The sequence below is a fragment of the Tsuneonella sediminis genome, from assembly GCF_051912845.1.
Lineage (GTDB): Bacteria > Pseudomonadota > Alphaproteobacteria > Sphingomonadales > Sphingomonadaceae > Tsuneonella > Tsuneonella sediminis.
This window is the reverse complement of sequence record NZ_JBNCBU010000003.1, coordinates 49143-75726: the sequence shown is the minus strand read 5'-3', so window position 1 is coordinate 75726 and position 26584 is coordinate 49143. Positions and strand designations below refer to the sequence as shown.

The window sequence follows — 26584 nt, the reverse complement described above, 5'->3', positions numbered from 1 at the left end:
CGGAACGGACTTCGGAGGTGAGGGGGCAAGATGGACCGTCCGATCACCGAACCGCCGCCGCCCGGCCGCGCCACGCACTTTGCGCCGGGTTCGGGCCAGCGCGCGCTGCTTACCGTCGATACGGAGGAGGAATTCGACTGGGGGGCCCCGTTTACCCGCGACCGACACGGGCTGACTCATGTCGCCGCGATCCCGCGCTTCCAGTCGTTCTGCGAGACGCTTGGCGTGTCGCCAGTCTATCTCGTCGACTGGCCGGTCGCCACCGATCCGCGCGCGGTCGAGATCATCGGCGGCGCGGTGCGCGGGGGCGCGGCCGAAGTCGGCATCCAGTTGCACCCGTGGGTCAATCCGCCGTTCGACGAAGAGCTTGGCGTTCGCAACAGCTTTGCCGGAAACCTTCCGCCTGCGCTCGAGCGCGAGAAGTTCTTCCGCCTGCGCGACCGGATCGCGGAAGCGTTCGGGACCGATCCGCTGATCTACCGGGCCGGGCGCTACGGGCTTGGTCCGCACACGGCCGCCCTGCTGAAGGAAGCCGGGATACCGGTCGACAGTTCGGTGCGCGCGAACCACGATTACAGCACCGATCACGGTCCCGATTACGGCCGCCACCCGCTCGCGCCCTATTGGGTGGATGGGGATCGCACGCTGCTCGAACTGCCGCTCACCACGGTCCATTTCGGCCTGCTCCGCAAGCAGGGGCCCGCGCTCCAGCGCCTGCTGGCGAGCAGTCCGCGCGCGCTGGGCGCGCTGGCGCGGACGGGCCTGCTCGAGCGAATCGCGTTGACCCCCGAAGGGGTGACCGCCGACGAGGCGCTGCGCGGCATCGACATCGCCCTCGATGACGGACTTCCCCTCCTCGTGCTCAGTTTTCACAGCCCCTCGCTCGCGGCAGGTCTCACGCCTTACGTGCGCAGCGAAGCCGACGTCGAACAGCTCTACGACTGGCTGGACCGGGTCTACGCCTACCTCGGCATGCGCGGTGTCGCGCCGACGACGGTGGAAGGTATCCTCGACACGGCCCTTCGCTGACACGCTTGCCAGCGCGCGTGGCCGAGTCTACCGAGCGCCGCACCGGCCGCGACCATCGGGGTCACGGATGGGGCCTGTAGCTCAGCGGTTAGAGCTGGCCGCTCATAACGGCTAGGTCGCGGGTTCGAATCCTGCCGGGCCCACCACCGGCCGGCCGATCAGGTCGGGGAGTAGCGCAGCCCGGTAGCGCGCCTGCTTTGGGAGCAGGATGTCGCAGGTTCGAATCCTGTCTCCCCGACCAATCGGCGCCGGTTCCCCGCCCCACGCAGCGCCACCTTCTCCGTGAACGCCTTCCACGAAATCGTATGCACGCGATTCGGGCGGTGACATCCCGGCCGCCTGCTGGCATCGACCGACGAACACATGGAGCCGGGCGCCAGCCCCGGCACATCGGGGAGAGTGAAGACGATGGCATCTCAGGCACCGACGGGAACCTCTGCGCCTCCTTCTACGGTCGGCGCATTCGCCAGCGTCACCACGCTGTTCTTCGCCTGGGGATTCATAACCTCGATGATCGACCCGCTGGTCGCAGCGGTGAAGGGCATCTTCTCGCTCTCCAACCTCGAGGCGCAGTTGACCGCGTTCGCGTTCTTCATCGCCTACGGAGTCGTCTCGATCCCGGCCGCGATCCTGGTGTCGCGCCTGCGCGCCGTCCCCTCGATCGTGCTTGCGATCGGCCTGATGATTGGCGCGTGCCTGATCATCCTGGGCGCCAGCAACCTTGCCACCTACGAGGGGGTCCTGCTCGGCCTGTTCGTCCTCGCGAGCGGCATCACCATCCTGCAGGTCGCCGCCAATCCGCTCGCCGCCGCGCTCGGCCGGCCCGAACGCAGCCATTTCCGGCTGACGTTCAGCCAGGCGTTCAATTCGCTCGGCACCGTCCTCGGTCCGCTGCTGGGCGCAAAGCTGCTGCTCGAGCGGGTCGAGGTCGCTCCCGGAACGCAGATCGCTGCCGAGGATCGCGCCGCCGCGCTCGCCTCCATCGACGTGAGTTTCCTCCTGATCGCAGGCATGCTGGCCCTGCTCGCGGCGTTTATCTGGCTGTCGCGCCACCGGATTACCCGGGCGGCGCCGCACACCGCAGAAGCGCATGGCTTTTCCGCGACGCTTTCTGAAGTGGCCCGGTCCCGCTGGGCGCTGCTCGGCGGCCTCGCGATCTTCCTCTACGTCGGGGCGGAAGTCGCGATCGGGACGCAGATGGCGCTCTACCTGCACTCGGACCAGAGTTGGGGCATCCCGCTCCAGAGCGCGGGTTATTACGTCAGCCTGTACTGGCTCGGCGCGATGATCGGACGGTTCGCCGGCTCGGCGCTGCTGACCCGCATTCCCGCTGCCCGGCTGCTCGCCGCCTTTGCCGCGGCCAACACGCTGCTGTGCCTGTTCGTCTTCGTCGTTGGCGGGGTCACCGGGGGCTATGCGGCGCTGTCGATCGGCCTGTTCAATTCCATCATGTTCCCGGTCATCTTCACGCTGACGCTCGAGCGCTCGACCGCCTCGACCGAGGCGACATCGGGCTTCCTGTGCACCGCGATCATCGGCGGCGCGCTGCTGCCGGTGCTGACCGGCGCGGTAGCCGACGCCACGAGCTATGCGACCGCCTTCATCGTGCCCGGCATATGCTACCTGCTGCTCGTGCTGATCGCGCTTGCCGCCGGACGGGCCGTGCTGCGCAGCGATATCGAGGCCGCGCCGTCGATCGGGCACTAGGTGCCCACGGGATTTCAGAACGAGCGCGGCATGCCGAGAACGTGCTCCCCGACATAGCTCAGGATCAGGTTCGAACTGATCGGCGCGACCTGATAGAGCCGGGTCTCTCGGAACTTGCGTTCGACGTCGTACTCGGCGGCGAAACCGAAGCCGCCGAACGTCTGCATGCAGGCATTGGCCGCCTTCCATGAGCTTTCGGCGGCAAGGTGCTTGGCCATGTTGGCCTCCGCCCCGCACGGCAGGTGCGCGTCGAACAGGCGACACGCCTCGTAGCGCATGAGGTCGGCCGCGCGCACTTCCATATAGGCCTGGGCGATGGGAAACTGGATCCCCTGGTTCTTCGCGATCGGGCGATCGAAGACGACCCGTTCCCGGCCATACTGGGCGGCTTTCTCGACGAACCAGTAGCCGTCGCCGATGCACTCGGCCGCGATCAGCGCGCGCTCGGCATTGAGCCCGTCTAGGATGTAACGGAAACCCTTGCCCTCTTCCCCGATCAGGCTCTCCGCGGGCAGTTCCAGCCCGTCGAAGAACACTTCGTTTGTCTCGTGGTTGACCATGTTGCGGATCGGGCGGATCTCCATGCCCTTGCCGATCGCCCGGTGCAGGTCGACGAGGAAGATCGACAGCCCGTCGGCTTTCTTCTTCACTTCGGTAAGTGGGGTCGTGCGGGCAAGGAGGATCATCAGGTCGGAGTGCTGGATCCGGCTGATCCATACCTTCTGCCCGTCGACGACGTAGCGATCCCCCTTGCGCACCGCGCGGGTCTTCAGCTCGGTCGTATTGGTGCCGGTGGTCGGCTCGGTCACCGCCATCGACTGAAGCCGCAGCGCGCCACTGGCGATCTCGGGCAGGAACCGCCGCTTCTGCTCGTCGCTGCCGTGACGCAGAAGCGTGTTCATGTTGTACATCTGCCCGTGGCAGGCGCCCGAGTTGCCGCCCGCCCGGTTGATCTCTTCCATGATGATCGAAGCCTCGGTAAGCCCGAGCCCGGCGCCCCCGTATTCCTCCGGGATCAGGGCGGCCATCCAGCCAGCCCTGGTCAGCGCCTCGACAAATTCCTCGGGGTACGCGCAGGCCTCGTCGGCGGCGCGGAAATAGGCGTCGCCGAATTCCCGCACGAGCGCGCGCACCGCCTCGCGGATTTCGGGGTGATCGTCTCGTGCCGCGGGGATGGTCATGACAGGTTCGCCCTAGTTTCGGCCCGGTATCGCCGATTACGCGGGCGCACGTAAGCCCCGGCCGGAACCGGACCGGACGACCTATTCGCCTCTGGCGATCGGCTCGGCCCGGTTGGCGAGAATACCGACCACCTGAGTCCACACCGCCACGTTCTGCCGCAGGGCGTTGGGATCGATCTTGTCCAGCGTGTCATCGGGGGTGTGATGCAGGTCGAAGTAGTGCGTGCCGTCCTGCTGCAGGTCGAGGATCGCCGCGTTCGATTCGCGGGCGAGATTCAGATCGGCTCCGCCGGTCGCGACCGCGTTCGAAGGCGCGACCCCGAAACGCGCCACCGCTTGTGCCAGCGCGCGGTATAGCGCGGGATCCGACTTCGAGAAGTTTGTGTCGATCCGCCAGATCCGATCGGCGCCGAAATCGCTCTCGAGACCGGCGTAGATTGCCTCGCCCTTGTGCGCAGCCGCATAGGCCTTGCTGCCCCACAGCCCCGTTTCTTCCGCTCCGGCGAACAGCAGGCGGATCGTGCGCAGCGGCTGGCCCGCCTCGGCGACGCGCCGGGCCGCTGCGGCGATGATGCCGCAGCCTGCGCCGTCATCGATAGCTCCGGTGCCAAGGTCCCAGCTGTCGAGGTGGCAGGCAAGCAGGAGCGGTGGCAGCGCGGGATCGCGACCGGTCACCTCGGTCACCACGTTCGCACTTTCCGTCTCGCCGAGATTGCGCGGGGTGAGCACGAGCTTCATGGTGACGGGCTTGCCGCGTGCGCGCCTCAGCATGCGCACAAGGTTGTCGGCATCGGGATTGCTCAGCGCGCCCGCCGGGATCGGCGTCACCCCGGAGGCGAAGCTCGTGCCCCCGGTGTGCGGGGTGCGATGGCTCTCGGTGCCGATCGAGCGGATCACGACCCCTGCCGCACCCTTACTCGCGGCGAGGCTGGGCCCGGCCCGGCGGACATTGCCGAACACGCCGTAGTGCGATCCGTCCTGCGTGCGCCGCATCGCGTGATCGATGAACGCGATCTTTCCCGCGAGGTTGCCGGCGGGCGCGGCCTCGAGCGCGGCATAGCTGGGAAAATGGACGACCTCGGCAGTCAGCCCGCCTTCGCCCGTGGACGCCGAATTGCCGAGCGCGGTCACGCGCATTGGCTGGGCGAAGGGCGCGACGATCTCGGCCCGCTCGTCGCCGCGGACCCATGTCGGCATCGGATAGGGTTCAACCGTGACCTTGCCGAAGCCATTGGCCTTGAGCCAGGCGGACGTCCAGGCGCGCCCGCGCGCCTCGGCCTCGGTCCCGGCCTGGCGCGGCCCGACCTCGGTGGTGATGCCCTCGACGAAATCCCACGCCAGGGTGTCGCCTTCCTGCGCTGCGTCGGCGGCTGCGGCGATCCGCTCTTCGAGCGTGGGGCGGGCGGCGGCTGGCGGAGAGCTGACAGCCAGGAGCGAAGCGGCGCCGAGCGCCAGGGGGAGCGACCTCATCGCCCGCTCGTTACCCGCGCGCCCCGGTGCTGCCAAGCCTTTCCCGCGGAGCCTAGACAAAGACCACGCGGACCCCGGATTCCACTGCTCCGGCGACTTCGCGGGCATCCCAGTTGGTAAGCCGCACGCACCCGTGGCTTGTGCGCTTGCCGACCATCTGCGGATCGGGCGATCCGTGGATGCCGTATCCCTCCTTGCTAAGGTCGATCCAGATGCCCCCGACCGGGTTGTTAGGGCCGGCGGGAATCTCGAGGCGCTTGTCCGGTCCCCATTCACGTCCTTCCGGCGAGAAGTAGTAGACGGCTTCGGGCGCGACCGCCCGCACCTCCATGTCGCCGCTCGGGCTGGGGAAGTCGTCGCTGCCGATCGTCGCCGGGTAACTCGCGACCAGCTTGCCGCTTGCGTCGAACAGCGCGACCGTATTTTCCGACTTGCGGATCTCGATCTTGTCGAGGTCCGTGGACAGCTCCTCGTCGCCGTGGGAGACGATCACCAGTTCGGTCCCCGCCGTGCCGAAGTCGGCGTCGGGGTTGAGCGCGGCGAGGAAATCGCGGTCCATGTGGAATCGCTCGGCGAACATCTCGAGCGGGGTCTCGTAGCCGATGCGGTCCTGCTTCGCCATTTCGGCAAACCCGTCCGGATTTTCCCGAAACGAGCGGTCGAGATCGTCCTCGGTGATCCTGTAGGTGCGAAAGATGTCGCCGGTCTGAGTGTCGACGAGCGATCGCAGCAGCTCCTTGTCGATCCTGTCTCCTGACGGCAGCCCGTTCGCTTCGCGGTAATACCGGATTGCTCGCCGGGTGTTTCCGCCCATGTAGCCGTCGATGACCCCGGGCGAGTGACGGCTGCGGTCGAGCATGACCTGGACCGCCACCGTTTCGACGCTGCGCTCGCCAAGCATCTCGCGGGTGACGCCGCCGGGCAACGAGACATTGAGCCCGTTAGCAGTCGTGCGCGAAGTGCCCTGCGATTGATCGTTCCGGGACTTGCCATCCTGGGTCAGCGCGGGAGCGGGGATAATCACGAGCGCCAGTGCGCTCATCGATGCCAGTGTTTTCTTAATCATGACAGACTTACGAACCGGCAGGCCCAGATGTTCCGGCCGTGCCGACCCGCGGCTTGCCCGCGGCGGGGCGAGCGCCTATCTGGCCGCCAACTCCAGACACCTACGGATTCTTCGAAGGACCCCCGATGGCCGCCCAGTACGCATACGTCATGAAGGACATGACGAAGACCTTCCCCGGCGCACAGAAGCCGGTGCTCAGCAACATCAACCTGCAGTTCTACCAGGGCGCCAAGATCGGCATCGTCGGCCCCAACGGCGCGGGCAAGTCGACCCTGATCAAGATCATGGCCGGGATCGACAAGGACTTCACCGGCGAAGCGTGGGCAGGCGAGAACATTACCGTCGGCTACCTCGAGCAGGAGCCCGAGCTTGACGAGAGCAAGACCGTGCTCGAGAACGTGAAGGACGGCGCGCGCCACATCGCCGACATGGTCGAGCGGTTCAACGCGATCGGCATGGAAATGGCCGAGGACGGGGCGGACTTCGACGCGCTGGGCGCCGAGATGGCCGAGCTGCAGGACAAGATCGACGCGGTCGACGGCTGGACGCTCGACAACCAGCTCGAGGTCGCGATGGAGGCCCTGCGCTGCCCGCCCGGCGACTGGTCGGTGAAGGACCTGTCGGGCGGCGAGAAGCGCCGGGTCGCCCTCACCCGCCTGCTGATCCAGAAGCCCGGCATCCTGCTGCTCGACGAGCCGACGAACCACCTCGACGCGGAAAGCGTCCAGTGGCTGGAAAACCACCTCAAGGATTACGCCGGCGCGGTGCTGATGATCACCCACGACCGCTATTTCCTCGACAACGTGGTCGGCTGGATTCTCGAACTCGATCGCGGGCGCTACTATCCGTACGAAGGCAACTACTCGACCTACCTGGAAAAGAAGGCCAAGCGGCTCGAGCAGGAAAGCCGCGAGGAATCGGGCAAGCAGAAGGCGCTCCAGCGCGAGCTCGAGTGGATCCGGCAGACCCCGGCCGCGCGCCAGACCAAGTCGAAGGCGCGCATCCGCAAGTTCGAGGAACTGCAGAACAGCCAGGACAGCCGCCAGGTCGGCAAGGCGCAGATCGTCATCCAGGTGCCCGAGCGCCTCGGCGGCAAGGTGATCGAGGTGAAGAACATCTCGAAGGCCTATGGCGACAAGCTGTTGTTCGAAGACCTGTCGTTCACCCTGCCCCCGGGCGGCATCGTCGGCGTCATCGGCCCGAACGGCGCCGGCAAATCGACGCTGTTCAAGATCATCACCGGCAAGGAGCAGCCCGACAGCGGCACGATCGAGATCGGTTCGACCGTCCACCTCGGCTACGTCGATCAGAGCCGCGACCACCTGAACCCGAAGCACAACGTCTGGGAAGAGATTTCGGACGGGCTCGACTACATGAAGGTCAACGGCCAGGACATGAGCACGCGGGCCTACGTCGGCGCGTTCAATTTCAAGGGGCCGGACCAGCAGAAGAACGTTGGCAAGCTGTCTGGCGGCGAACGCAACCGGGTTCACATGGCCAAGATGCTCAAGGAAGGCGGCAACGTGCTGCTGCTCGACGAGCCGACCAATGACCTCGACGTGGAGACCCTTGCCGCGCTGGAAGACGCGATCGAGAACTTCGCCGGGTGTGCGGTGGTCATCAGCCACGACCGCTTCTTCCTCGACCGGCTCGCGACCCACATTCTCGCGTTCGAGGGCGACAGCCATGTCGAGTGGTTCGAAGGCAATTTCGAGGCGTATGAGGAAGACAAGCGCCGCCGCCTCGGCGATGCCGCCGACCGGCCAACGCGGCTGGCCTACAAGAAGCTGACCCGCTGATACGCGAACGGCGGGTCGGAGGCCCTGCCTCCGACCCGCCGCTCAAATTCCCTGGCCGGTCAGCAGTTGCCGCGCTTGCCGTCCACGCAGTCGCCGACCGATTCGACGTCGGCGGCGGCGCCGCGCACCGTGTTGCACGCCGACAGGATAAGCCCGCTCGAGAGAGCCAGGGCGATAAGTGCCTTTTTCATGGTCATCTTTCCCTTGTCCGGCCTCTCGAACACCGTGTTCGCGGGCCTGCAGAGGGAGGACACGCGAAATCGCTCACGGTTCCCGGCTTCCGACGGGCTCCCTGTTCGCCCGGTGCAGCCGCGAAGCGGTGCGACGCGGTCAGGCAGCCTGCGTTTCGGCCGCGTCGTAGGCCGCCCGGTGGGCGTGGATCTGCGGCAGGTGCGCGAAGGTCCACTCGGTCAAGGCGAGCACCGGGACGCTGAGCGAGCGGCCGAGGTCGGTCAGCGCGTATTCGACCGAGGGCGGCACGGTCGGGTGCACCGTCCGTTCGACCATGCCGTCCCGCTCTAGCGTCCGGAGGGTGCGGGTCAGCATCTGCTGCGATATCCCGCCCACGGCGCGCTTGAGTTCGTTGAAGCGGCAGGGCCTGGCGACCAGCGTCTTGACGATCAGCACCGTCCACTTGTCGCCGACGCGGCCGAGCATCTCGCTCACCGCGCGGCAATCGGGATCGGCGTGGGGATGCGGGGTTTCGGTCATGCGATCTCGTCCCTCGGACCCGGTCACATTGAGCTGACCTGGTCATGAAAATTTGCGTCCTTGCGGGACCTATGTGGTCACTTATCTGGTTCAGGTCAATATTTGTGACCACCCTTACGGAGCCTCACCGCATGAACATCCTGCACCTCGATTCGAGCATCACCGGCGACAATTCGGCCAGCCGCGCGCTGTCCGCCGCGATCGTACGCGAGCTGACCGATGCCGATCCTTCAGCTCGGGTGACCTATCGCGATCTCGTTGCCCAGCCGCTCGAGCACCTGACCCTGCCCGGCTTCGCCAGCGATGCTTCGAAAGAGGCGCTCGCCCAATTTCACGCCGCTGACGTCGTGGTGATCGGCGCGCCGATGTACAACTTCACCGTGCCCACCCAGCTCAAGGCCTGGATCGACCGGGTGCTGATCGCGGGCGAGACCTTTCGCTACACCGATAGCGGACCGCAAGGGCTTGCCGGCGACAAGACGGTGATCGTCGCGCTCGCCCGGGGCGGACTTTATGGCGAAGGCACGCCGCAGCGCAGCCTTGAGCACGCCGAACGCTACCTTGCCGACGCGCTCGCGTTCATCGGGATCACCCAGCCGCAGTTCGTCATCGCCGAAGGTCTCGGGCTTGGCGACGAAGCCCGCGCCGACGCGCTCGCGGCCGCGCACGAGGCTGTCCGCAGGATCGGCGCGGCTTGCCCGGTAGGGTGATCGCGGGAGCCCGCATTCCTGCATGCCGTGCCGTGGCCAGCGGGGCATGTCTTGACCGGGACTGTTTGACACGGGCGCACGATCCGGCCCCTCGCGGGCCGCGCGGTTCAGATTTCGGACAGGCTGAATGAACTAGTCGACGAGTCGTTAACAGGCAACCGCAGGTGGTGGGGCGGTTCTTGGACGAAAGGACGCCCAATGAACTTCAAGACCATCCTGCGCACCTGCGGGGCATCGGCGCTCGTCGCCGCGCTCTCGCTCGGCGCGCTTGCCGCACCCGCCTCCGCCGACGAACGCGACGAGCGGCGCGACCGCCGCGACCGCACCGAACTGGGCGAGCGCGACGAGGCGCGCCAGCAGTGGCAGAACCGGCGCGCCGAACGCCAGCAGGCGCGTGAGGTCGACCGCGCCCACTCCCCGCGCCAGCACGCCGAGCCGCCCCGGCGCGCCGAACGCGCGCAGGAGCGCAGCGGCCGCGAGTGGAACCGCAGCGACAACAACAGCTGGGGCCAAGCCCGCGCCGCACAGGCACAGGCGCAGGCACAAGCCCGGGTGGAAGCACGCCAGCGAGCCGAGGCGCAGGCATCCGCGCGTCAGCGTTCGCAGGACTGGAACCGCAGCGGTGGCGAATGGCGCCGCGGGGACGGTGACCGCAACCGCGGCTACTCCGACGGCGCGCGCAACCGCACCTACCGCGACGGCTATCGCGACGGACGCACCGCCGACAGCCGGCAGGATCGCTCGGATCGGCGCGATGCCTACCGCTCGGGCTATCGCGACGGCCAGCGGACCGACACCTGGCGCGACGGTCGGCGCTGGGACGGACGGCGCGACGGCGACCGCTACGACCGGCGCGATCACCGCCGGTGGAGCCACGACTGGCGGCGCGACAACCGGTACAACTGGTACAGCCATCGCAGGCTTCACCGCGATACTTACCGGCTCGGCGCTTACTATGCGCCGTACCGCAACTACCGCTACAACCGGCTGAGCATCGGGGTCTACCTCGACAGCCTGTTCTTCGGCAGCCGCTACTGGATCAACGACCCGTGGCAGTACCGGCTGCCGCCGGCCTACGGCCCGTATCGCTGGGTTCGCTATTACGACGACGCGCTGCTGGTCGACATCTACAGCGGCGAGGTCGTCGACGTGATCTACGACTTCTTCTGGTAAGGTTTCCCGGGCGGGATTGAGTGGCTCGCCGCGGGAGGACTGAAGCCCCGCCTGGCCTGCGCCGGCGGGGCTTCTTTCGTTTGTGTCAGGCCCGGGGGGTGCCGAACGGCAGCATCCGGAACAGGTTGCCGTCTTTGTCGATCGCGGTGTGTTTCAGGGTGCCGAGCACGTGCAGCGCCAGCAGGCCGAGCAGGACCATACCGGCCGTGGCATGCGCCCCGAAGATCGCCTTGGCGCCATCGGGATCAGGGGCGACCGGAAGGGGAGGAAGCGCGAACAGACCCCAGACCGAAACCGGCGCGCCGTATTTCGACATCGCCATCCACCCGGCGAGTGGCATGACGACCAGCAGGACGTAGAACAGCGTATGGGTCGTGCGCGACAGCCAGCGCTCCCATTGCGCAAGGTGCGCCGCAAGCGGCGGGTTCGGCGCCACGAACCGCCATCCGAGCCGCAGCAGCACCAGCATCAGCGTCGTCACGCCCAGCGAGAAGTGGTTTGCCATGATCGCGCGGCCGGCGGTCTCGCTGGCGGCGTGTTCGGCGCTCTCTGCGATGCGCCATTGCGCGATCACCGCGATCGCGATCAGCCAGTGCAGCAGCATCGCCACCCGGGAATACCGCGTGCGCTCCGGTTGGTTCATCGACCATCTCCCCCAAGGTTCGCGGACAATTCTACCGACGGGTTTGCGCGCCGCAAGCGGGTTGGTAGGAGCACATCATGGCGACGACCGAAATGATTCCCGACAAGGACGCCCTGAGGCGACTGGGCGAAACGGTCCGCACCCGGCTCAAGGCCGATCCGCGGGTCTACCGGGTGCCGACCGACAAGGCGGAAATCTTCGCGGTGGGCGATTTCCTCAGCCCGTCGGAATGCCGGCGGCTGATCCTGATGACCGATACCGTCGCGCGGCCGAGTTCGCTGTACGACCAGGACTACTCGACCGGCTTTCGCACCTCGTACTCCGGCGACCTCGATCCGCACGATCCGCTCGTCAAGGCGGTGAGCCGGCGGATCGACGACCTGCTCGGCATCAATCCCATCTGCGGCGAAGCGATCCAGGCGCAGCGCTATTTCCCCGGCCAGCAGTTCAAGCCGCACAACGACTGGTTCTACACGGACCAGGACTACTGGAAGGGTGAACGCAAACGGGGCGGACAGCGTGCCTGGACGGCGATGGCGTTCCTGAACAGGGTCGAAAAGGGCGGCGAGACGCACTTCGTCGAAGTGGGTGCCAAGATCGAACCCAAGCCGGGCGTGTTGCTGGTGTGGAACAATGCGCTGCCGGACGGATCGCCCAACGAGAACACGCTCCATGCCGGTACCCCGGTGCTGGAAGGGGTGAAGTACGTCCTGACCAAGTGGTACCGGACCCGGCGCTGGAAATAACCGGCCTACTTGTCGGCGATGACCCCGCCGACCACGTCCTCGAGGTTTTCCTCCGCCCGCTTGGCCCCCTTGATCGCGATGTGCATCATCCGGTCGAGCTTGCGCGACAGGCGCACGATTTCCAGCTGGGTGCGAAGGTTGACCTCGTAGTCGTGGCGGGCGGTAATCCGGTCCTTCTTCGATTGTCGGTTCTGGCTCATCAGGATGACGGGGGCCTGCAGCGCCGCCAGCGTGGATAGCGTCAGGTTGAGAAGGATGAACGGATAGGGGTCGAAATCCACGCCCATCGCGTGGGTGACGTTGAGGGCCATCCACGCCGCCATGACGGCGATGAAGACGACGATGAAGCCCCAGCTGCCACCGATCGCGGCAACCCGGTCTGCCAAGCGGTCGCCGAAGCTCGCTTCGAGCTGCTGCGCCTCTGATGCATCGAGCCCGAGGTAGCATCCCGCCGCGACACGCTGGATGACGTCCTGCTCTTCCTCGTCGAGTTCCGCAAGTTCGCGCCCGAGAAGATCGCGCGCCAGCTTCTCGGGATCGGCGGACCGGTTCACCGGGCCAGCGCCTCGGCGATCAGCTTGCGCGTGTTCGCAATCCCATAAAGCGCGATGAAGCTGCCCATGCGGGGCCCCTGCTCGCTGCCCAGCAGCGTGCGGTACAGCGCCTGGAACCAGTCGCGCAGCGAGGCGAAACCGAACTCCTCGCGTTTGCCGATTTCGTACACCATGGTCTGCAAATCTTCCGCGGGCGTATCGGGTTCCATACTTGCCAGTTGCCGGTCGAGCTCCCGAAGCGCCGCCGCCTCGTTCGTGGTCGGCCTGGCGCGCACGAGACCCGGTGCCACGAATTCGCGGTTGTAGGAGAGCGCGTTGTCCACCAGCCGGTCGAGCGCGGGATGCGCGGCCGGGTCGGCATCGTCGACGTAATTGGCGAGGTACGACCAGACCTGCTCGCGCGTCGCGTGCGGGCCGAGTACGCCGACGAGATTGAGAAGAAGGGCATAGGTCACCGGCAGGCTATCGCCCGCCCCCGCGCGCTCCGGATCCGTTACGCCGAGAAGATGCCAGACGGGATTGCCCAGTCGCTTCTCGATCGGCTGATCGGCCAGCGCGGCGCGGAATTGCCAATAGTCATCGACCGCCCGCGGTATGACCCCGGCGTGCAGACTCTTGGCGCTCTTGGGATTTGGGAAGATATAGAACCCCAGGCTTTCCTCGCTGCCATAGGTCAGCCATTCCTCGATCGTCAGGCCGTTGCCTTTCGACTTCGAGATCTTCTCGCCGTTCGCGTCGAGGAACAGTTCGTACACCAGCCCTTCGGGCCTCCGCCCGCCGAGCACCTGCGCGATCCTGCCCGACTGAACGCCGCTGTCGGTCAGGTCCTTGCCGTACATTTCGTAATCGACGCCCAGTTCGACCCAGCGCATCGCCCAGTCGACCTTCCACTGCAGCTTGGCGCTGCCCCCCAGCGCCGATTGCTCGACGACGCTGCCGTCCTCGTCGGTGAAGCGGATCGTGCCTGCCTCGGCGTCGACGACCTCGACCGGGACCTGCAGCACCCGGCCGCTCGCCGGGCTGACGGGCAGGACGGGCGAATAGGTGGCGGCGCGCTCGGCCCTGAGCGTAGGCAGCATGATGTCGAGGATCGCCTGGTAGTTGCGCAGCACGCCGCGCAGGCCGTCGTCGAAGGCGCCTGAATTGTACATCTCGCTGGAGGAGACGAACTCGTATTCGAAGCCGAACCGGTCGAGAAACCGCCGCAGCATCGCGTTGTTGTGGGCCGCGAAACTCTCGAACCCGGCATCGAACGGATCGGGAATGCGGCTGAGTGGCTTGCCCAGGTTGTCCGCCAGCAACTGCGGGTTGGGCACGTTGTCCGGCACCTTGCGCAGGCCGTCCATGTCGTCGCTAAAGGCGACCAGCCGCGTTGGCGCCCCGCCGGTGAGCGCCTCGAACGCGCGGCGCACGAATGTGGTGCGCAGCACCTCCTGGAACGTGCCGATATGCGGGAGGCCGCTTGGGCCGTACCCCGTTTCGAACAGGACCGGCCGACCGTCGGGCCGGCGGCCGTCGGGATAGCGCTTCAGCAGTTTGCGCGCCTCCTCGAACGGCCAGGCCTTGGACGTGCGGGCGGCTTCCATGAGGGCATCGTCGGTCATCGCCGTGCGCCATCGCGCAAGCGCGCGGCGGTGGCAAGCCGGGCTTTCCGGGGCCCGTAGATGTTTACTTTTCGTTCTGCTTCTTTCACGGATCGGACGTGACCTTTCAGCTTGCCCTCCCCGCGCTTCACGCGAGCCATGCGGGGACCTGGCTGCGGGACGGGCCGAGCACCCGGGCGTGCAGCAAGGGCGAGGCGGTTACCGCCGCGGCGGATACTCCGCTTCTACTGCTCAACGCGCCGCTGGTCGCGACCCGGCTCGGCTATCCGGACCTGTCGGGTCTGGACCTGCTCGAACTTTTCGCTTTCGTTCACCCCGCGCAGTTCGCGGTGCCCACGCCGAAGGGACTGGCGCACGCACTGGGCATCGACGAACCGGCGAGCGACGACGCGGTCCCCGCCTTTCTCCAGCGCGCCGCGGGCCAACTGATCGCGACGTGCGAAGGCGAGGACTGGGCGCAGCGCGAAGGAGCGTGGTCCTCCTTGCAGTCGCTGGTGCGCCTGCGCTGGCCGTGGGCGCAGGTCTTGCTGCCGCACGTCCGCAAACCCGAGCGCGCCGAGCGCTGGCTCTTCGCGCGCCTGCCCGAGTGGGAGGAAGGGCCCGAACGACCGCAGCCCGCGCACGTGCTGATCGAGGAGGAGGAGGTCGAGGCCCGCCTCGCCCGCCTGACCGGCAAAGGCGCGGAGCAGCGCGAAGGCCAGCGGAGATACGCCCGCGATGCAGGCAGCGTCTTTGCCCCGCGCGCAAAGCGGGGGACCCCGCATGTCCTCCTCGCGCAGGCTGGTACCGGCATCGGCAAGACGCTCGGCTACCTCGCACCGGCCTCTCTCTGGGCGGAAAAATCGGGCGGCACGGTGTGGGTCTCTACCTTCACCAAGAACCTGCAACGCCAGCTCCGCGGCGAGAGCGGTCGCGCCTGGCCGGCGGCGCGTTCCGACGGCTCGCGGCCCGTCGTGGTCCGCAAGGGACGCGAGAATTACCTGTGCCTCCTCAATCTCGAAGACGCGCTGCAAGGGGGCTTCGGCGGCCGCGCGGCGATCCTAGCGCAACTGGTCGCGCGCTGGGCGGCCTTCAGCCAGGACGGCGACATGATCGGCGGCGACCTGCCCGGCTGGCTCGGCACGCTGTTCAGGAAGCGCGGGATCGCCGCGCTGACCGACCAGCGCGGGGAGTGCGTCTACGCCGGCTGTCCGCACTACCGCAAATGCTTCATCGAACACGCGGCGCGCGCCTCGGCGCAGGCCGACCTGGTGATCGCCAATCACGCGCTCGTGATGATCAACGCCGCGCGTGGGCGCGATCACGCCCAGCGACCGACCCGGATCGTGTTCGACGAGGGGCACCACGTGTTCGAGGCGGCCGACAGCACTTTCGCCGCCGCACTCACCGGAGCGGAGGCGATCGAGCTCAGGCGCTGGATCGTGGGTCCGGAAAAGCAGTCGCGCGGGCGGCGCCGCGGCCTTGCCGCGCGATTGGCGGATGTCGCCAGTTACGACGAGGCAGGCGGCAAGGCGATCGAAGCCGCGCTCGCGGCGGCGCAGGCGCTCCCCGCCGACGGCTGGCTCCAGCGGCTCGTCGAGGGCGTCCCGCACGGCCCCGTCGAGGCGCTGCTCGGCGCGGTGCGGGCAGTCACCTACGCGCGCGACGAGAGCGGCGGACAGGAAGCGGGTTACGGCATCGAGACCGAGGCAGCCGGGCTCGACGGACCCGTGGTCGAACTCGCGGGGCAGGCAGCCGGCGCGCTGGCGGCGATCCGTTCGCCCCTGCTGCGCCTCGGCGGGCGGCTCGAGGCGATCCTTGCCGATCCGCCCGACTGGCTCGACGCGCAGGGCCGCGCGCGCATCGAGGGCGCGCGCCATTCGCTCTTGTGGCGATGCGAACTGCTTGCCGCATGGGAGGCGCTGCTCGATCGGCTCGGTGGTCCCGGCGATCCCGAATTCATCGACTGGCTCGCGGTCGAGCGCAGCGACACCCGCGAATACGATGTTGGCCTGCATCGCCACTGGCTCGACCCGATGAAGCCGTTCGCGCACGTCGTGCTCGAACCGGCGCACGGGGTCATGCTGACGAGTGCGACATTGAAGGACGGACCCGACTGGGACGCCGCGATCGCGCGCAGCGGGGCACGCCATATCGAGGTCACGCCGCGTCTCGGCGAAGCGGAGAGCCCGTTCGATTACGCCGCCAATGCCGAGGTCCTTATCGTGACCGACGTACAGCGCGGCGATATCCCGGCGCTCGCGGGCGCATACGGGAGGATCGTCGAGGCATGCGGGGGCGGCGTGCTGGGCCTGTTCACCGCGATCCGGCGGCTTCGCGCGGTGCATGGCCGCATCGCCGACCGGCTCGCCCGATCAGGCCTGCCGCTCTATTCGCAGCATGTCGATCCGATCGACACCGGCACGCTGGTCGACATCTTCCGCGACGATCCGGCGGCGAGCCTGCTCGGCACCGATGCCCTGCGCGACGGGGTCGACGTCCCTGGCCGATCCTTGCGCTGCGTCGTAATGGAGCAGGTGCCCTGGCCACGCCCGACGATCCTGCACCGCGCACGGCGCGCAGCCGGCGGTGGCAGCGCCTACGACGACAGGATCATCCGCGCGCGGCTGGCGCAGGCGTTCGGACGATTGATCCGCAGCAAGGACGACCGCGGCCACTTCGTGGTGCTCTCGCCCGCGTTCCCCAGCCGCCTTCTCACCGCGTTTCCCGTGGGAACCCCGGTCCAGCGCGTGACGCTCGACGAGGCTTTACAACGCCTGCAGGAGGGACGATGCGGCGTCGAGGATGAGAGCGTCGCCGCCCCGGCGTCGCAAGAGGGATGAGCCAAGCCAAGTGAAGCGCCTCGGCCTGCTGCGTCACGCCAAGTCCGACTGGGACGACATCGGCCAGCGCGACTTCGATCGCGGCTTGAACGACCGCGGTCGCCGCGGCGCGCGGCTGATCGGCGAACACATCGGCGAACGGGGCATCGATTTCGATCTCGTCGTCGCCAGCCCCGCAGAACGGGTAAAGGCCACCCTGGCCGAGGCCATGCCCGGTGCCGATGTCCGCTGGGACCAGCGCATCTACCTTGCCGACGTCGAGACGCTGATCGAGGTGCTGCAAGGCTGCGGCGATGCCGCGGCGGTGCTGATGGCGGGCCACAATCCCGGGATGCAGGACGTCCTGCTCAAGCTCATCCCTCCCGCCAACGAAAATGCGTTGTTCGACGAAGCGGCGGTCAAGTTTCCCACCGCGTCGTTCGCGCTGCTCGAACTTGACCTGGAAGACTGGACCGAGCTTGGCGCGCCGTGCGCAAGGCTCGTCCACTTTGCCCGCCCGCGCGATCTCGACCCCGACCTGGCGCCCGAGCACTAGATCCCCGCGGTATCAGCGCAGGACCCGCGGTCCCGCGCCGCTTTCGCCCCAGCGGTCCCCCGGATTGTAGAGCCTGCATTTCCTCAGGCTCAGGCAACCGCAGCCGATGCATCCATCGAGGTCCGCCCGGGTCTTCTCGAGCGTCGCGATCTTCGCATCGATCGCGCTGCGCACGCGGCGGCTGATCCGCTTCCAATCTGCCGCCGTCGGGTTGCGCCCCTGTGGCAGGCGGGCCAGTTCGCCCTCAATCTCGGCAAGCGAGAGACCGAGGTGCTGCGCGATCAGCACGAAGCTCAACCGGCGGATGTCGCCCCGCAGGAATCGCCGCTGGTTTCCGGCGGTTCGGATCGGCTCGACCAGGCCGCGCGCCTCGTAATAGCGGATCGCAGACACGCTGAGTCCGGTGCGCCGCGCGAGTTCTCCAATCGACAACAGGTCGGTGGATCGCAACCTCATCGCGAATCTCCTTGACCTCAACCTAGCTTGAGGTTGCATCAACGCCAAGCGGACGATTCGATCCGCATCGAACAGCAGGAGGCGAACGATGCCCACGGGCACGCTGGAACACGTCAACATCTCGGTCTCGGACCCCGATCGCATGGCCGACCTGCTTGGCCGGCTGGCCGGCTGGCGGCGGCGTTGGGAAGGGCCTTCGCTTATGGGCGGCCGGACGATCCATTGCGGAAACGACGATGCCTATGTCGCGCTTTACTGCCATCCCGACATCCGCGGGCCGTTCGAGAAAGGCCGGCCATTGCAGCACGTCGCGCTTGTGGTGGACGATCTCGAGTCCGCCGAACGCGTCGTGGTCGAGGCAGGCCTCGAGGCGATCAACCATGGCGACTACGAGCCGGGCCGGCGCTTCTACTTCTTCGACTGGGACGGAATCGAGTGGGAGATCGTGAGCTATACCCGTGAAGTCCCGTCCCTCTCGCCCGATCCGTAAAGGCGATATCCGACCACGCTGAGCGCGGTGAGGACGAGGCAGGAAGCACTGACGTAGAGCGCGGTTCCGGTCCAACCGAAGGCATCGAATACCGCCGTGCCCGCCAGGCTCCCCGCGCCACCCCCCACGAACATCATCACGATATAGATCGTCGTCAGCCGCGTGCGCACTTCGGGCGCGAGCGACAGGAAGGTCATGCGGCTGGTGACGTCGATCGCCGGGCCGACGACGTTGCCCAGCAGCAGCGGGATCATCAGCAGCCACAGGTTCCAGCCGAACGGCAGCAACAGAGCGCACCCGGCGGTCTGCACGAGCGCGAACGTCACGCGCGCGCGGCGCGGACCGATCCGGTCGGCCATCCTTCCCCACATCGGCGTCGTGAACACGCTGACGGCCGCAAAGCCGGCGAGGTAGCCGACCACGTCGGTACCGTAATTCATCTCGGGGCCGGTGAAGTGCAACGCGAGGCCCAGCCACAACGCGATGAACTGGCCGAAACCGATCCCCTGGATCGCGCCCGAGATCAGGATCTCGCGGTGCGTGCGCGCGAGCGTGACGAGCGACAGCAGCAGTCGCCCGTACGAAAGCGGGCTCGCCTCGCGCTCGGCAGGTGCGCCCGACATGATCCGGGGCAGAGCGACGGTGATCGCGATCATCGCGCCGCTGGCCAGCCAGTAGACGGTCCGCCAGCCGAAATAGTGCGCAACCACGCCCGCCCCCACCCGCGCGATCAGGATGCCGAAGATGACCCCGGCAGTCAGCGTAGCGGTCACGTGGCCGAGCCGGTCGGGCGCGACGCGCTTGGAGGCGTAGGCCGGCAGCAGGTAAGGCGCGATTGTGAAGAACCCCAGCAGGGTCGATCCGGCGGTGAAGAGCGCGAAGTCGCGCGCGACCGTCATCGTGACGAGGCCCGCGCATTGCCCGGTCGTGAACACGATCGTGAGCGTCCGGTTCGAGTATCGGTCGCCAAGCGGCAGCAACAACAGGATGCCGACCGCGACCGCAAGCTGGTTCAGCGCCGGCACCAGCCCGATGCGCGCGGCGCTGACGCCAAAGTGTTGAGCGACATCGCCGATGATGGGATGGATGTAATAGGCATTCGCCGTGACCACTGCGGCCGCCAGCGCGAGCAGGTATTCCTGCCCCGTGGTAAGGAAGCGCGGCGGGTTCGTCACGGCAGGCCTAGAACAGCGGATTCTGCGCCGGGCGCTCGCCGGTCACCCACAGAGCGTCGGTCCGCTCCACCGCCAGTTCAAGGTCGCAAGTACGTGCAAGCGCCAGCGCCTCGTGCTCCGCGCCCCCGAGCCACGGGCCCCATTGCTCGCGGGTGAGGATTACCGGCATCCTGTCATGGACCTCGACCATCTGCGAACAGGCATCGGCCATGACCATCGTGTAGGAATGACCCCATTCCGCCGTCGGCCGCCACAGCCCGGCGACGGCGAAGAGATCGTGGCCCGCGAGGCTGTACCATGTCCGGGTCATCCGTCCGGGCTTTCCCTCCGCTTCGGCCCATTGCGTTACCGGGATGAGGCAGCGCCGCCTGGCGAAGCTGTCGCGCCAGAAAGCGGTGGTCAGCTTGTCGTCGCGCGCGTTCGTCACTGGCTTGGGCTTCAATGGCTGGCCCTTCTTGCCCTTGAGGACGACCGGAAACCCCCAGTTCATCGCGCGCACCCGCCCTTCCGAGACGACGAGCCCGGGATAGCCGGGATAGAGTTCCTCCGCGAAGTTGGCGCCGGCCGCTTCGTTGATCGCTTCAAACCAGTTCGCGACCTCGGCAGCGGTCTTCGTCATGCGGTAGAGGTTGCACACCGACCGCTGCCCTCACGCATTGCCGGCGACGAAGCACGCCGCGGCCATGAGCAGGCCCGCGGTCCGGTTCGAGCGGAACCGGGCGAGCGGGTTGGTAGGATCGGCCGAGTCGAGGGTCAGCCCCTGCCACAGGAGGTGCGCAGCCACAGGCGCCAGCGCGAGGAGTGCGATCCAGTCCGCGCGCAGCAGCCAGAACGCTAGGCCCCACAGCGTGAGTGCGAGGCAATAGAACGCGAGCACCGCGGCCTGGACCGCGTCGCCCAGCCGCAGCGCGCTCGACCGAATCCCGACCAGTGCGTCGTCCTCGCGGTCCTGCAACGCGTAGATCGTATCGTAGCCCATGCACCAGAAGAACGCGCCGGCATAAAGCGCGGCCACGACGCCGGGATGATCGAGCCGGATTTCGGTCCAGCCGACGAGCGCCCCCCAGGTGAAGACGAGACCCAGCCACGCCTGCGGCCACCACGTGATCCGCTTCATGAAGGGATAGGCGGCGACCAGGGCAAGGCTGGCCAGCGCGACGAGCTGCGCCTGCCAGCGCAGTTGCAGCAGGACGACAAGGCCGACCGCGCACAGCGCGGCAAGCCAGAACCACGCGGCGCGGGTCGATATGCGGCCGCTTGCGACCGGGCGGCTGGCGGTCCGCGCAACCTGCCGGTCGAGATCGGCATCGACGATGTCGTTGTAGACGCACCCCGCCCCGCGCATCGCGATGCTGCCGAGAAGCAGCCAGCCGAGCAGCCCAAGCTGCCACCCCGCGCCCGCCAGCCACACGCCCCACGCGCAGGGCCAGAACAGCAGCCACCAGCCGATCGGCCGGTCGAACCGCGCGAGCATGGCAAGATCGCGGGGGAGTTGCGGCAGCGAGGCCACGATCCCGCGGTGCTGGGTATCGGGGACGATCGCGTCGTCGGTCACGCGACGTCAACCCGGGCGCAAGCTGGGCGTGTCACACGTGTCACACTGTCCTGAGCAGCAAAAGCCGGTCCCGGTTTGCCGGCAATGACAGGCGACTGCATCGGGAGCGGGAACCGCGGCATGGCCCTTCCTTGGCACAAACCCACCATGTAGGACAGCGCCCGATCATGCCAGCAATCCCCTCTCCGATGCGCCCCGCGTGGCCGCCCCGCAGCGCGCCGCGCCTGTTCGTCCCGCCGCCGCTCGCTGCGGGCGCGATAGTTGCGGTGGGCGGCAACCAGGCGCACTACCTGTCGCGGGTGATGCGCGCCTCGCCAGGCGACGCGGTTGTCCTGTGCGACGACGAGACCGGCGAATGGGCCGCGCGGGTAGTGGCGGCAGACCGGCGCGAGGTGGCGCTCGAGCCGGTCGAGCGGCTGCGCCCACGCGAGGAGGTGCCCGATTTCTGGCTCTGTGCCGCGCTGCTCAAGAAGGACCGGTTCGACACGGTAATCGAGAAGGCGACCGAACTGGGGGTCGCGCGGATCCAGCCCGTGGTGACTCGCCGCTGCGTCGCGGACAAGCTCAATCCCGATCGCGCCAGGACGGTGATGATCGAGGCGGCCGAGCAATGCGCCCGGACCGCGCTGCCCGCAATCGCCGAACCGCTGGCGCTGTCGGCCCTCCTGCGCGACTGGCCGGCGGGCCGGGCGCTGTTGTTCGCGGACGAGTGCGGCGGCGAACCTGCGGCGGGGGTCTTCTCGCGCGCCGGATCGCCGGCCGCCCTGCTGACCGGTCCCGAAGGCGGCTTCGACGACGATGAGCGCGCCGCCATCCGCGCCCATTCGCAGGCGCTCCCCATCACGCTCGGCCCGCGGATCCTGCGCGGCGAGACCGCGGCAATCGCCGCGACCGCGCTCTGGATGGGCACGGCGGGCGACTGGTCAGCGGGACGCGATTAAATCGCTGGCGCACAGCTTTTGCGTTTTCTAGGGCCACCGGCATGAGCACGCGGCAGGCCTCCGAAGCGGACGACCCCATCATCGAAAGCCGCGAGCAGCTCGTGGCCCCAATGGCCGCAGGCGAAAAGCCGCGCGAGGCGTGGCGAATCGGCACCGAGCACGAGAAGCTCGTCTACAAGCTGCCCGATTTTCATGCCCCCTCGTATGACGAGGCCTGCGGCATTCGCGATCTCCTGATGTCGCTGACCCGGTTCGGCTGGAGCCCGGTCGAGGAGGACGGAAAGGTCATCGCGATGAGCGGGCCGGACGGGACCGTCAGCCTCGAGCCCGCGGGCCAGCTCGAGCTGTCGGGCGCGCCGGTGGTGAACCTGCACCAGACCTGCGCCGAGACCGGCCGCCACCTGACGCAGGTGAAGGCGATCGGCGAGCAGTGCGGGGTCGGTTTCCTCGGGCTCGGCATGTGGCCCGACAAGACCCGCGAAGAACTCCCGATCATGCCCAAGGGCCGCTACGAAATCATGATGCGGCATATGCCGCGGGTCGGCACGCTGGGTCTCGACATGATGCTGCGGACCTGCACGATCCAGACTAACCTCGACTATTCGAGCGAGGCGGACATGGCGCAGAAGTTCCGCGTCAGCCTTGCGCTTCAGCCGCTCGCTACCGCGCTGTTCGCCAACTCGCCGTTCACGGAAGGGCGGCCCAACGGCTATCTCAGCTATCGCAGCCACATCTGGTCGGACACGGATCCGCAGCGCACCGGAATGATCCCGTTCGTCTTCGAGGACGGGTTCGGGTACGAACGCTATGCCGACTACATGCTCGACGTGCCGATGTATTTCGTCTTCCGCGACGGCAGGTACATCGACGCCGCCGGCCTCAGCTTCCGCGATTTCCTCGACGGCGATCTGTCGGTGCTGCCGGGCGAGAAGCCGCGGATGAGCGACTGGTGGGACCATCTGTCGACAGCCTTTCCGGAAGTGCGTCTGAAGTCGTTCCTCGAGATGCGCGGCGCCGACGGGGGACCGTGGAGCCGGATCTGCGCCCTGCCCGCGCTGTGGGTCGGCCTGCTGTACGATCAGGGCGCGCTCGACGCCGCATGGGACCTCGTCAAAGACTGGTCGATGGAAGAGCGCGAGACCCTCCGATCGAGCGTACCGAAGCTCGCGCTCGACGCACCGGTCCCGGGCGGGCGCACGTTGCGCGACATCGCGCCCGAAGTGCTGGGGATCGCCCGCGCCGGTCTTGCGGCGCGCGGCGAACTCAATTCCAGCGGCGACAACGAGACCGGCTTCCTGGAAACGCTCGAGGAGATCGTCGCCAGCGGGAAGGTGCCCGCCCAGCGGCTGCTCGACAAGTTCCACGGCGAGTGGAACGGCGACATCACCCGGGTCTACAAGTACAGCTTCTGACTATTCCGCAGGCTCGGCGACCGGATCGAACCCGCGCACCCGCACGCCGAGGCGGCGCTTGAGCCGGGTGAGCGGCGCGGTGACGAGCCCGTGTTCGCTCATCCAAGCGTGATAGGCCCGGTACTTCGCGTCCTCGTGCCACAGGTGGTCCTCTTCGGTCCGTGCGCGCCAGTAGTAGATGAGGTTGACGAGCAGCAGGCTCGCGACGTTGCGCACCGCATCGGTCGCCGAGGCGTTGGTGACGAGGAACGGCAGCGTCGACAGCCACCAGAACAGGTTCTTGCTGAGATAGGCCGGGTGGCGGGTGAAGCGGTATGGACCGCCCGTCAGGACTCCCCGATAGGTGAGGTTGGAGAACCGGAGGCCGAACGCGACCGTCGCCCAGGCATAAATGGCGGTGAGCGCCACCAGCAGCGCCGCCCAGGTCCACAGGAGCAGCGGCTGGCCGGCAAGCCAGACCGTCCAGTTGGCGTCCCCCTGCCCCGGGGTGCCGAACTCGTAGCCGAGGAGGCCCGAGCCCATGATCGCGAACACGAACGGCGGGTAGCACATCAGCGCGGCGAGCCAGCCGGCAAGATAGGGGTTGCCGCTGCGGATGTGCGCGTCGAGCGGGCGGAAGGTCATCAGGTAGCCGACCGTCCCGATCTGCACGTCGACAAGGAACAGCAGCATGATCAGCGCCATGCCGAGTGCCGCCGGATCGCTCGCGATGCCGGCGTAATCGGCGTTCACGGAGGCAGCGAACCCCGGCGGCAGGATCGAGATCATGAACGCGCCGAAGAAGCCCTTGATGATCCATGCACGCCAGTGCTTCTTCACCGCCTCGAAATCGTGCGCCTCGCGTCCCAAGAGCATGGCGCCGAAGTGCCAGGCATGGTCGCGCGGGCTTTCGAGATACCGGTCGAGCCACACGACATAGGGTATCGACAGTACGAACAGGGGGATCGCCGCCGCCTCGAGCACCTGCATCGCGAACAGGTATTGTCCGTCCCAGTACCAGCGACCGAGCGCGTAGCCGCAGGCCATGATTATCCATGTCGCCCACAGGCCGGCCAGCTTGACCGCGGAAGTCGCCGCGGTCTGCGCGAGCGGTGCGGGCTTCGACCAGTCGATGCCGGTCGACGCACGGCGATGGACCTTGTCGACCAGCAACGAGACCGCGACCATCGGCGCGGTGGAGAACAGCATCGCGGCGACCGCGGCATGGGGACCGTCAAGTCGGGCGCGCGGCCCGGGAACGGCCAGGGTCTCGGCGATCAGCGGCCAGTGGCGGCAGACCGCGATCCACGCGAACAGCCCCGCAAGTCCCGCCAGACCCACCCACGGCGAGACGTCGCTCCGCGGCGGGGCATCGGGCAATGCAGTGGGACGCGCGTCGGTCACGCGCCCGCGTTAGCGAGTAAGGGTTAAACAGCCGGTAACCGCCCGCCGCGCTGCCGGCTCAGCGGAAGGCGTGTATCGTGCCGCCCTCGTCGAGGACGTACAGCGTCCCGCCGGCAACTACCGGCGCCTGGGCGATCGGATCCTTCAGCGTCTGGAACAGGCTCGCCGAGCCTTCCTCAATGCTGACGCGGTAGATCTGGCCTTCCGAATTGGCGACCCACAGCGCGTTCCCCGCCAGGACCGGCCCGGTCCAGAACAGCGGGTCCTTCTTCTTCTCGGGGTTCTTCCACCGCCCGAGATCGGAGACCCAGCGCACCCGGCCGCTGCCGCGCGCAATCGCCAGCAGGCGGGCATCGTCGGTCAGCGTGAAGATCCACTCGCCCGCGACCGCCGGGGTCGAAATTCCGGCGAGGTTGAGTTCCCAGATCCGCTGCCCGGTGACGAGCTCGTAGGCCGCCATGCGCCCGCCCTGGCCAAGCGCGTAGACCCGCCCCTGGTCGATGATCGGATCGGCGTCGATATCCGACAGCGCGCCGACTTCGGTCGAGATCGACGTGCGGGCGAGCGCATCCGCCCACAGAGTGCGGCCGTTCTCGTAGCGATAGGCGACCAGCTCGCCGCTCGAATAGCCGGCAATCACCGTGCCCTGCGCCGCGGCGGGCGACGCGACGCCGAATAGGCCCGTCTGGGTGGTCGATCCCGATTCGCTCCACTGCTGTTTGCCGTCGCCGGCCGACAGCGCGATCAGCTGGTTGTCCTGGGTCATGACGTAGACCGAACCGAACGCGACCGTCGGCGCACCACGCAGCGGGCCGGCCGGCTTTACCTTCCAGACCTGCGCGCCGGTGTTTGCGTCGAGCGCCAGCACCTCGCCTACGCCGTTGGTGGCATAGACCCGGCCGCCGTCGAAGCTGACGCCGCCGCCGAAATTGGCCGGCCGCAGATTACCGCCAACTTCGGCGGCCTGCGACCACAACTTGCGACCGCTCTGCGCATCGAACGCGCTGACGACGCCGTCGGAATCGGCGACGAAAAGCTTCCCATCGCCCACCACGGGCGCAGCAGCGAGGCGGCGTCGGTCGCTCGAGCCGGCGACCGACGCGGTCCAGGCCCGGGCAAGGTTGGCGGGAAGCGCGAGGTGGCCGTAGCTCTTGCCGGCATTGCCGCCGGCCTGCGGCCATTCCGCGTTGGTCCGTTCGGGTGGCAGGACCACCGAAATTCCGGCAAGCGCGGGGTCGACTTTCGCCGTCTCGATCCGCGAGAGCACGGGCACCCGGTTGCCCACGGTCGGGGTCACCTTCTTGTCCTTGCCTCCGCCGAACAGCCCGCCGGCGCAGGCCGACAGGCCCAGCGCAAGCGCGAGGGCGACGCCCGAGCGGGCGGCGGTGCGAAAGGCGTTGGCAGTTGTCATCGGGATCACGG

General features: G+C 67.7%; 25 protein-coding genes and 2 tRNA genes. 13 read left to right on the top strand and 14 right to left on the bottom strand.

All coding sequences use genetic code 11. From position 1 onward, the window contains the following. Positions 1-30 precede the first annotated feature (30 nt). From ACPV3N_RS12210 to gluP, 4 genes are all read left to right on the top strand, one after another. A complete protein-coding gene (locus tag ACPV3N_RS12210) occupies positions 31-1029 on the top strand; it encodes a polysaccharide deacetylase family protein (RefSeq protein ID WP_440118154.1) in 999 nt (332 codons plus the stop codon). 70 nt (positions 1030-1099) lie between these two features. After that, positions 1100-1175 (top strand) — tRNA-Ile (locus ACPV3N_RS12205). 18 nt (positions 1176-1193) lie between these two features. Beyond that, positions 1194-1270 (top strand) — tRNA-Pro (locus tag ACPV3N_RS12200). Positions 1271-1437: 167 nt separating this feature from the next. Continuing rightward, on the top strand, positions 1438-2736 hold the full coding sequence (gluP, locus tag ACPV3N_RS12195) for a glucose/galactose MFS transporter (protein WP_440118152.1): 1299 nt from the start codon (positions 1438-1440) through the stop codon (positions 2734-2736). Positions 2737-2750: 14 nt separating this feature from the next. Here the strand turns inward: gluP and ACPV3N_RS12190 are convergent, their stop codons facing one another. The 3 genes from ACPV3N_RS12190 to ACPV3N_RS12180 all read right to left on the bottom strand — a co-directional run bounded on the left by ACPV3N_RS12190 (position 2751) and on the right by ACPV3N_RS12180 (position 6453). Then, positions 2751-3917: an acyl-CoA dehydrogenase family protein gene (locus tag ACPV3N_RS12190; protein ID WP_440118150.1), complete on the bottom strand. Its 1167-nt coding sequence runs from the start codon at positions 3915-3917 to the stop codon at positions 2751-2753. A gap of 81 nt (positions 3918-3998) precedes the next feature. Continuing rightward, positions 3999-5387 (bottom strand): M20/M25/M40 family metallo-hydrolase, encoded by a 1389-nt coding sequence (locus ACPV3N_RS12185; RefSeq protein ID WP_440118148.1) that lies wholly within the window; start codon positions 5385-5387, stop codon positions 3999-4001. Positions 5388-5439: 52 nt separating this feature from the next. Further along, positions 5440-6453, bottom strand: coding sequence for a L,D-transpeptidase family protein (locus ACPV3N_RS12180; protein WP_440118146.1), 1014 nt, complete (start codon positions 6451-6453; stop codon positions 5440-5442). Between the two features lie 125 nt (positions 6454-6578). On the opposite strand from ACPV3N_RS12180, the gene ettA reads away from it, so the two are divergent. Next, positions 6579-8252 (top strand): energy-dependent translational throttle protein EttA, encoded by a 1674-nt coding sequence (gene ettA, locus ACPV3N_RS12175; RefSeq protein WP_440118144.1) that lies wholly within the window; start codon positions 6579-6581, stop codon positions 8250-8252. A 59-nt stretch (positions 8253-8311) separates the two neighbouring features. On the opposite strand, the gene ACPV3N_RS12170 is transcribed toward ettA, so the two are convergent. Next, on the bottom strand, positions 8312-8443 hold the full coding sequence (locus ACPV3N_RS12170; protein ID WP_440118142.1) for an entericidin A/B family lipoprotein: 132 nt from the start codon (positions 8441-8443) through the stop codon (positions 8312-8314). Between the two features lie 139 nt (positions 8444-8582). Then, positions 8583-8963, bottom strand: coding sequence for a winged helix-turn-helix transcriptional regulator (locus ACPV3N_RS12165; RefSeq protein WP_440118140.1), 381 nt, complete (start codon positions 8961-8963; stop codon positions 8583-8585). Positions 8964-9094: 131 nt separating this feature from the next. On the opposite strand from ACPV3N_RS12165, the gene ACPV3N_RS12160 reads away from it, so the two are divergent. Both ACPV3N_RS12160 and ACPV3N_RS12155 read left to right on the top strand, forming a co-directional pair. Continuing rightward, entirely contained in the window at positions 9095-9673 is a 579-nt protein-coding gene (locus ACPV3N_RS12160) for an FMN-dependent NADH-azoreductase (RefSeq protein ID WP_440118138.1), read from the top strand. Between the two features lie 198 nt (positions 9674-9871). Next, positions 9872-10846 carry an RcnB family protein gene (locus tag ACPV3N_RS12155; protein ID WP_440118136.1) on the top strand — a complete coding sequence of 325 codons (975 nt, stop codon included), beginning with the start codon at positions 9872-9874 and terminating at the stop codon, positions 10844-10846. An 85-nt stretch (positions 10847-10931) separates the two neighbouring features. On the opposite strand, the gene ACPV3N_RS12150 is transcribed toward ACPV3N_RS12155, so the two are convergent. Next, positions 10932-11489: a cytochrome b gene (locus ACPV3N_RS12150; RefSeq protein WP_440118134.1), complete on the bottom strand. Its 558-nt coding sequence runs from the start codon at positions 11487-11489 to the stop codon at positions 10932-10934. Between the two features lie 77 nt (positions 11490-11566). Here ACPV3N_RS12150 and ACPV3N_RS12145 point away from each other — a divergent pair, with 77 nt between their 5' ends. Beyond that, entirely contained in the window at positions 11567-12235 is a 669-nt protein-coding gene (locus ACPV3N_RS12145; RefSeq protein WP_440118132.1) for a prolyl hydroxylase family protein, read from the top strand. Between the two features lie 5 nt (positions 12236-12240). Here the strand turns inward: ACPV3N_RS12145 and ACPV3N_RS12140 are convergent, their stop codons facing one another. Together ACPV3N_RS12140 and ACPV3N_RS12135 are read right to left on the bottom strand one after the other, a co-directional pair. Further along, positions 12241-12789 (bottom strand): DUF1003 domain-containing protein, encoded by a 549-nt coding sequence (locus ACPV3N_RS12140; RefSeq protein WP_440118131.1) that lies wholly within the window; start codon positions 12787-12789, stop codon positions 12241-12243. Then, complete coding sequence (locus ACPV3N_RS12135; protein ID WP_440118129.1) at positions 12786-14393, bottom strand: lysine--tRNA ligase; 1608 nt, start codon at positions 14391-14393, stop codon at positions 12786-12788. The genes ACPV3N_RS12140 and ACPV3N_RS12135 overlap by 4 nt, the downstream gene beginning before the upstream one ends. A 98-nt stretch (positions 14394-14491) precedes the next feature. On the opposite strand from ACPV3N_RS12135, the gene ACPV3N_RS12130 reads away from it, so the two are divergent. Next, a complete protein-coding gene (locus tag ACPV3N_RS12130) occupies positions 14492-17215 on the top strand; it encodes an ATP-dependent DNA helicase (RefSeq protein WP_440118127.1) in 2724 nt (907 codons plus the stop codon). Between the two features lie 10 nt (positions 17216-17225). Beyond that, positions 17226-17750: a SixA phosphatase family protein gene (locus tag ACPV3N_RS12125; protein WP_440118125.1), complete on the top strand. Its 525-nt coding sequence runs from the start codon at positions 17226-17228 to the stop codon at positions 17748-17750. Positions 17751-17762: 12 nt separating this feature from the next. On the opposite strand, the gene soxR is transcribed toward ACPV3N_RS12125, so the two are convergent. Beyond that, positions 17763-18200: a redox-sensitive transcriptional activator SoxR gene (gene soxR / locus ACPV3N_RS12120; protein WP_440118417.1), complete on the bottom strand. Its 438-nt coding sequence runs from the start codon at positions 18198-18200 to the stop codon at positions 17763-17765. Positions 18201-18294: 94 nt separating this feature from the next. Here soxR and ACPV3N_RS12115 point away from each other — a divergent pair, with 94 nt between their 5' ends. Continuing rightward, entirely contained in the window at positions 18295-18696 is a 402-nt protein-coding gene (locus ACPV3N_RS12115; protein WP_440118123.1) for a VOC family protein, read from the top strand. On the opposite strand, the gene ACPV3N_RS12110 is transcribed toward ACPV3N_RS12115, so the two are convergent. Genes ACPV3N_RS12110 through ubiA form a run of 3 tightly spaced genes read right to left on the bottom strand, consistent with a single transcriptional unit; the run spans position 18657 to position 21426 of the window. Beyond that, positions 18657-19871 (bottom strand): MFS transporter, encoded by a 1215-nt coding sequence (locus ACPV3N_RS12110; RefSeq protein ID WP_440118121.1) that lies wholly within the window; start codon positions 19869-19871, stop codon positions 18657-18659. The genes ACPV3N_RS12115 and ACPV3N_RS12110 overlap by 40 nt on opposite strands. A gap of 7 nt (positions 19872-19878) precedes the next feature. Then, positions 19879-20508 carry an SOS response-associated peptidase gene (locus ACPV3N_RS12105; RefSeq protein ID WP_440118119.1) on the bottom strand — a complete coding sequence of 210 codons (630 nt, stop codon included), beginning with the start codon at positions 20506-20508 and terminating at the stop codon, positions 19879-19881. A gap of 12 nt (positions 20509-20520) precedes the next feature. Next, entirely contained in the window at positions 20521-21426 is a 906-nt protein-coding gene (gene ubiA, locus ACPV3N_RS12100) for a 4-hydroxybenzoate octaprenyltransferase (RefSeq protein WP_440118117.1), read from the bottom strand. A 167-nt stretch (positions 21427-21593) separates the two neighbouring features. Here ubiA and ACPV3N_RS12095 point away from each other — a divergent pair, with 167 nt between their 5' ends. Both ACPV3N_RS12095 and ACPV3N_RS12090 read left to right on the top strand, forming a co-directional pair. Then, positions 21594-22367 (top strand): 16S rRNA (uracil(1498)-N(3))-methyltransferase, encoded by a 774-nt coding sequence (locus tag ACPV3N_RS12095; protein ID WP_440118115.1) that lies wholly within the window; start codon positions 21594-21596, stop codon positions 22365-22367. Between the two features lie 41 nt (positions 22368-22408). Further along, positions 22409-23779, top strand: coding sequence for a glutamate--cysteine ligase (locus tag ACPV3N_RS12090; RefSeq protein WP_440118113.1), 1371 nt, complete (start codon positions 22409-22411; stop codon positions 23777-23779). Here ACPV3N_RS12090 and ACPV3N_RS12085 read toward each other — a convergent pair whose 3' ends face one another. Further along, positions 23780-25162, bottom strand: coding sequence for an isoprenylcysteine carboxylmethyltransferase family protein (locus ACPV3N_RS12085; RefSeq protein ID WP_440118111.1), 1383 nt, complete (start codon positions 25160-25162; stop codon positions 23780-23782). It abuts the gene before it with no gap. A 58-nt stretch (positions 25163-25220) separates the two neighbouring features. Continuing rightward, positions 25221-26573: an outer membrane protein assembly factor BamB family protein gene (locus ACPV3N_RS12080; protein WP_440118109.1), complete on the bottom strand. Its 1353-nt coding sequence runs from the start codon at positions 26571-26573 to the stop codon at positions 25221-25223. Between the last annotated feature and the right edge of the window lie 11 nt (positions 26574-26584).

Excerpts from the sequence above, each read along its gene's own strand:
- ACPV3N_RS12210 (WP_440118154.1), top strand. The coding sequence starts at position 31 with ATGGACCGTCCGATCACCGAACCGCCGCCGCCCGGCCGCGCCACGCAC.
- gluP (WP_440118152.1), top strand. The coding sequence starts at position 1,438 with ATGGCATCTCAGGCACCGACGGGAACCTCTGCGCCTCCTTCTACGGTC.
- ACPV3N_RS12190 (WP_440118150.1), bottom strand. The coding sequence starts at position 3,917 with ATGACCATCCCCGCGGCACGAGACGATCACCCCGAAATCCGCGAGGCG.
- ACPV3N_RS12185 (WP_440118148.1), bottom strand. The coding sequence starts at position 5,387 with ATGAGGTCGCTCCCCCTGGCGCTCGGCGCCGCTTCGCTCCTGGCTGTC.
- ACPV3N_RS12180 (WP_440118146.1), bottom strand. The coding sequence starts at position 6,453 with ATGATTAAGAAAACACTGGCATCGATGAGCGCACTGGCGCTCGTGATT.
- ettA (WP_440118144.1), top strand. The coding sequence starts at position 6,579 with ATGGCCGCCCAGTACGCATACGTCATGAAGGACATGACGAAGACCTTC.
- ACPV3N_RS12170 (WP_440118142.1), bottom strand. The coding sequence starts at position 8,443 with ATGAAAAAGGCACTTATCGCCCTGGCTCTCTCGAGCGGGCTTATCCTG.
- ACPV3N_RS12165 (WP_440118140.1), bottom strand. The coding sequence starts at position 8,963 with ATGACCGAAACCCCGCATCCCCACGCCGATCCCGATTGCCGCGCGGTG.
- ACPV3N_RS12160 (WP_440118138.1), top strand. The coding sequence starts at position 9,095 with ATGAACATCCTGCACCTCGATTCGAGCATCACCGGCGACAATTCGGCC.
- ACPV3N_RS12155 (WP_440118136.1), top strand. The coding sequence starts at position 9,872 with ATGAACTTCAAGACCATCCTGCGCACCTGCGGGGCATCGGCGCTCGTC.
- ACPV3N_RS12150 (WP_440118134.1), bottom strand. The coding sequence starts at position 11,489 with ATGAACCAACCGGAGCGCACGCGGTATTCCCGGGTGGCGATGCTGCTG.
- ACPV3N_RS12145 (WP_440118132.1), top strand. The coding sequence starts at position 11,567 with ATGGCGACGACCGAAATGATTCCCGACAAGGACGCCCTGAGGCGACTG.
- ACPV3N_RS12135 (WP_440118129.1), bottom strand. The coding sequence starts at position 14,393 with ATGACCGACGATGCCCTCATGGAAGCCGCCCGCACGTCCAAGGCCTGG.
- ACPV3N_RS12115 (WP_440118123.1), top strand. The coding sequence starts at position 18,295 with ATGCCCACGGGCACGCTGGAACACGTCAACATCTCGGTCTCGGACCCC.
- ACPV3N_RS12095 (WP_440118115.1), top strand. The coding sequence starts at position 21,594 with ATGCCAGCAATCCCCTCTCCGATGCGCCCCGCGTGGCCGCCCCGCAGC.
- ACPV3N_RS12090 (WP_440118113.1), top strand. The coding sequence starts at position 22,409 with ATGAGCACGCGGCAGGCCTCCGAAGCGGACGACCCCATCATCGAAAGC.
- ACPV3N_RS12080 (WP_440118109.1), bottom strand. The coding sequence starts at position 26,573 with ATGACAACTGCCAACGCCTTTCGCACCGCCGCCCGCTCGGGCGTCGCC.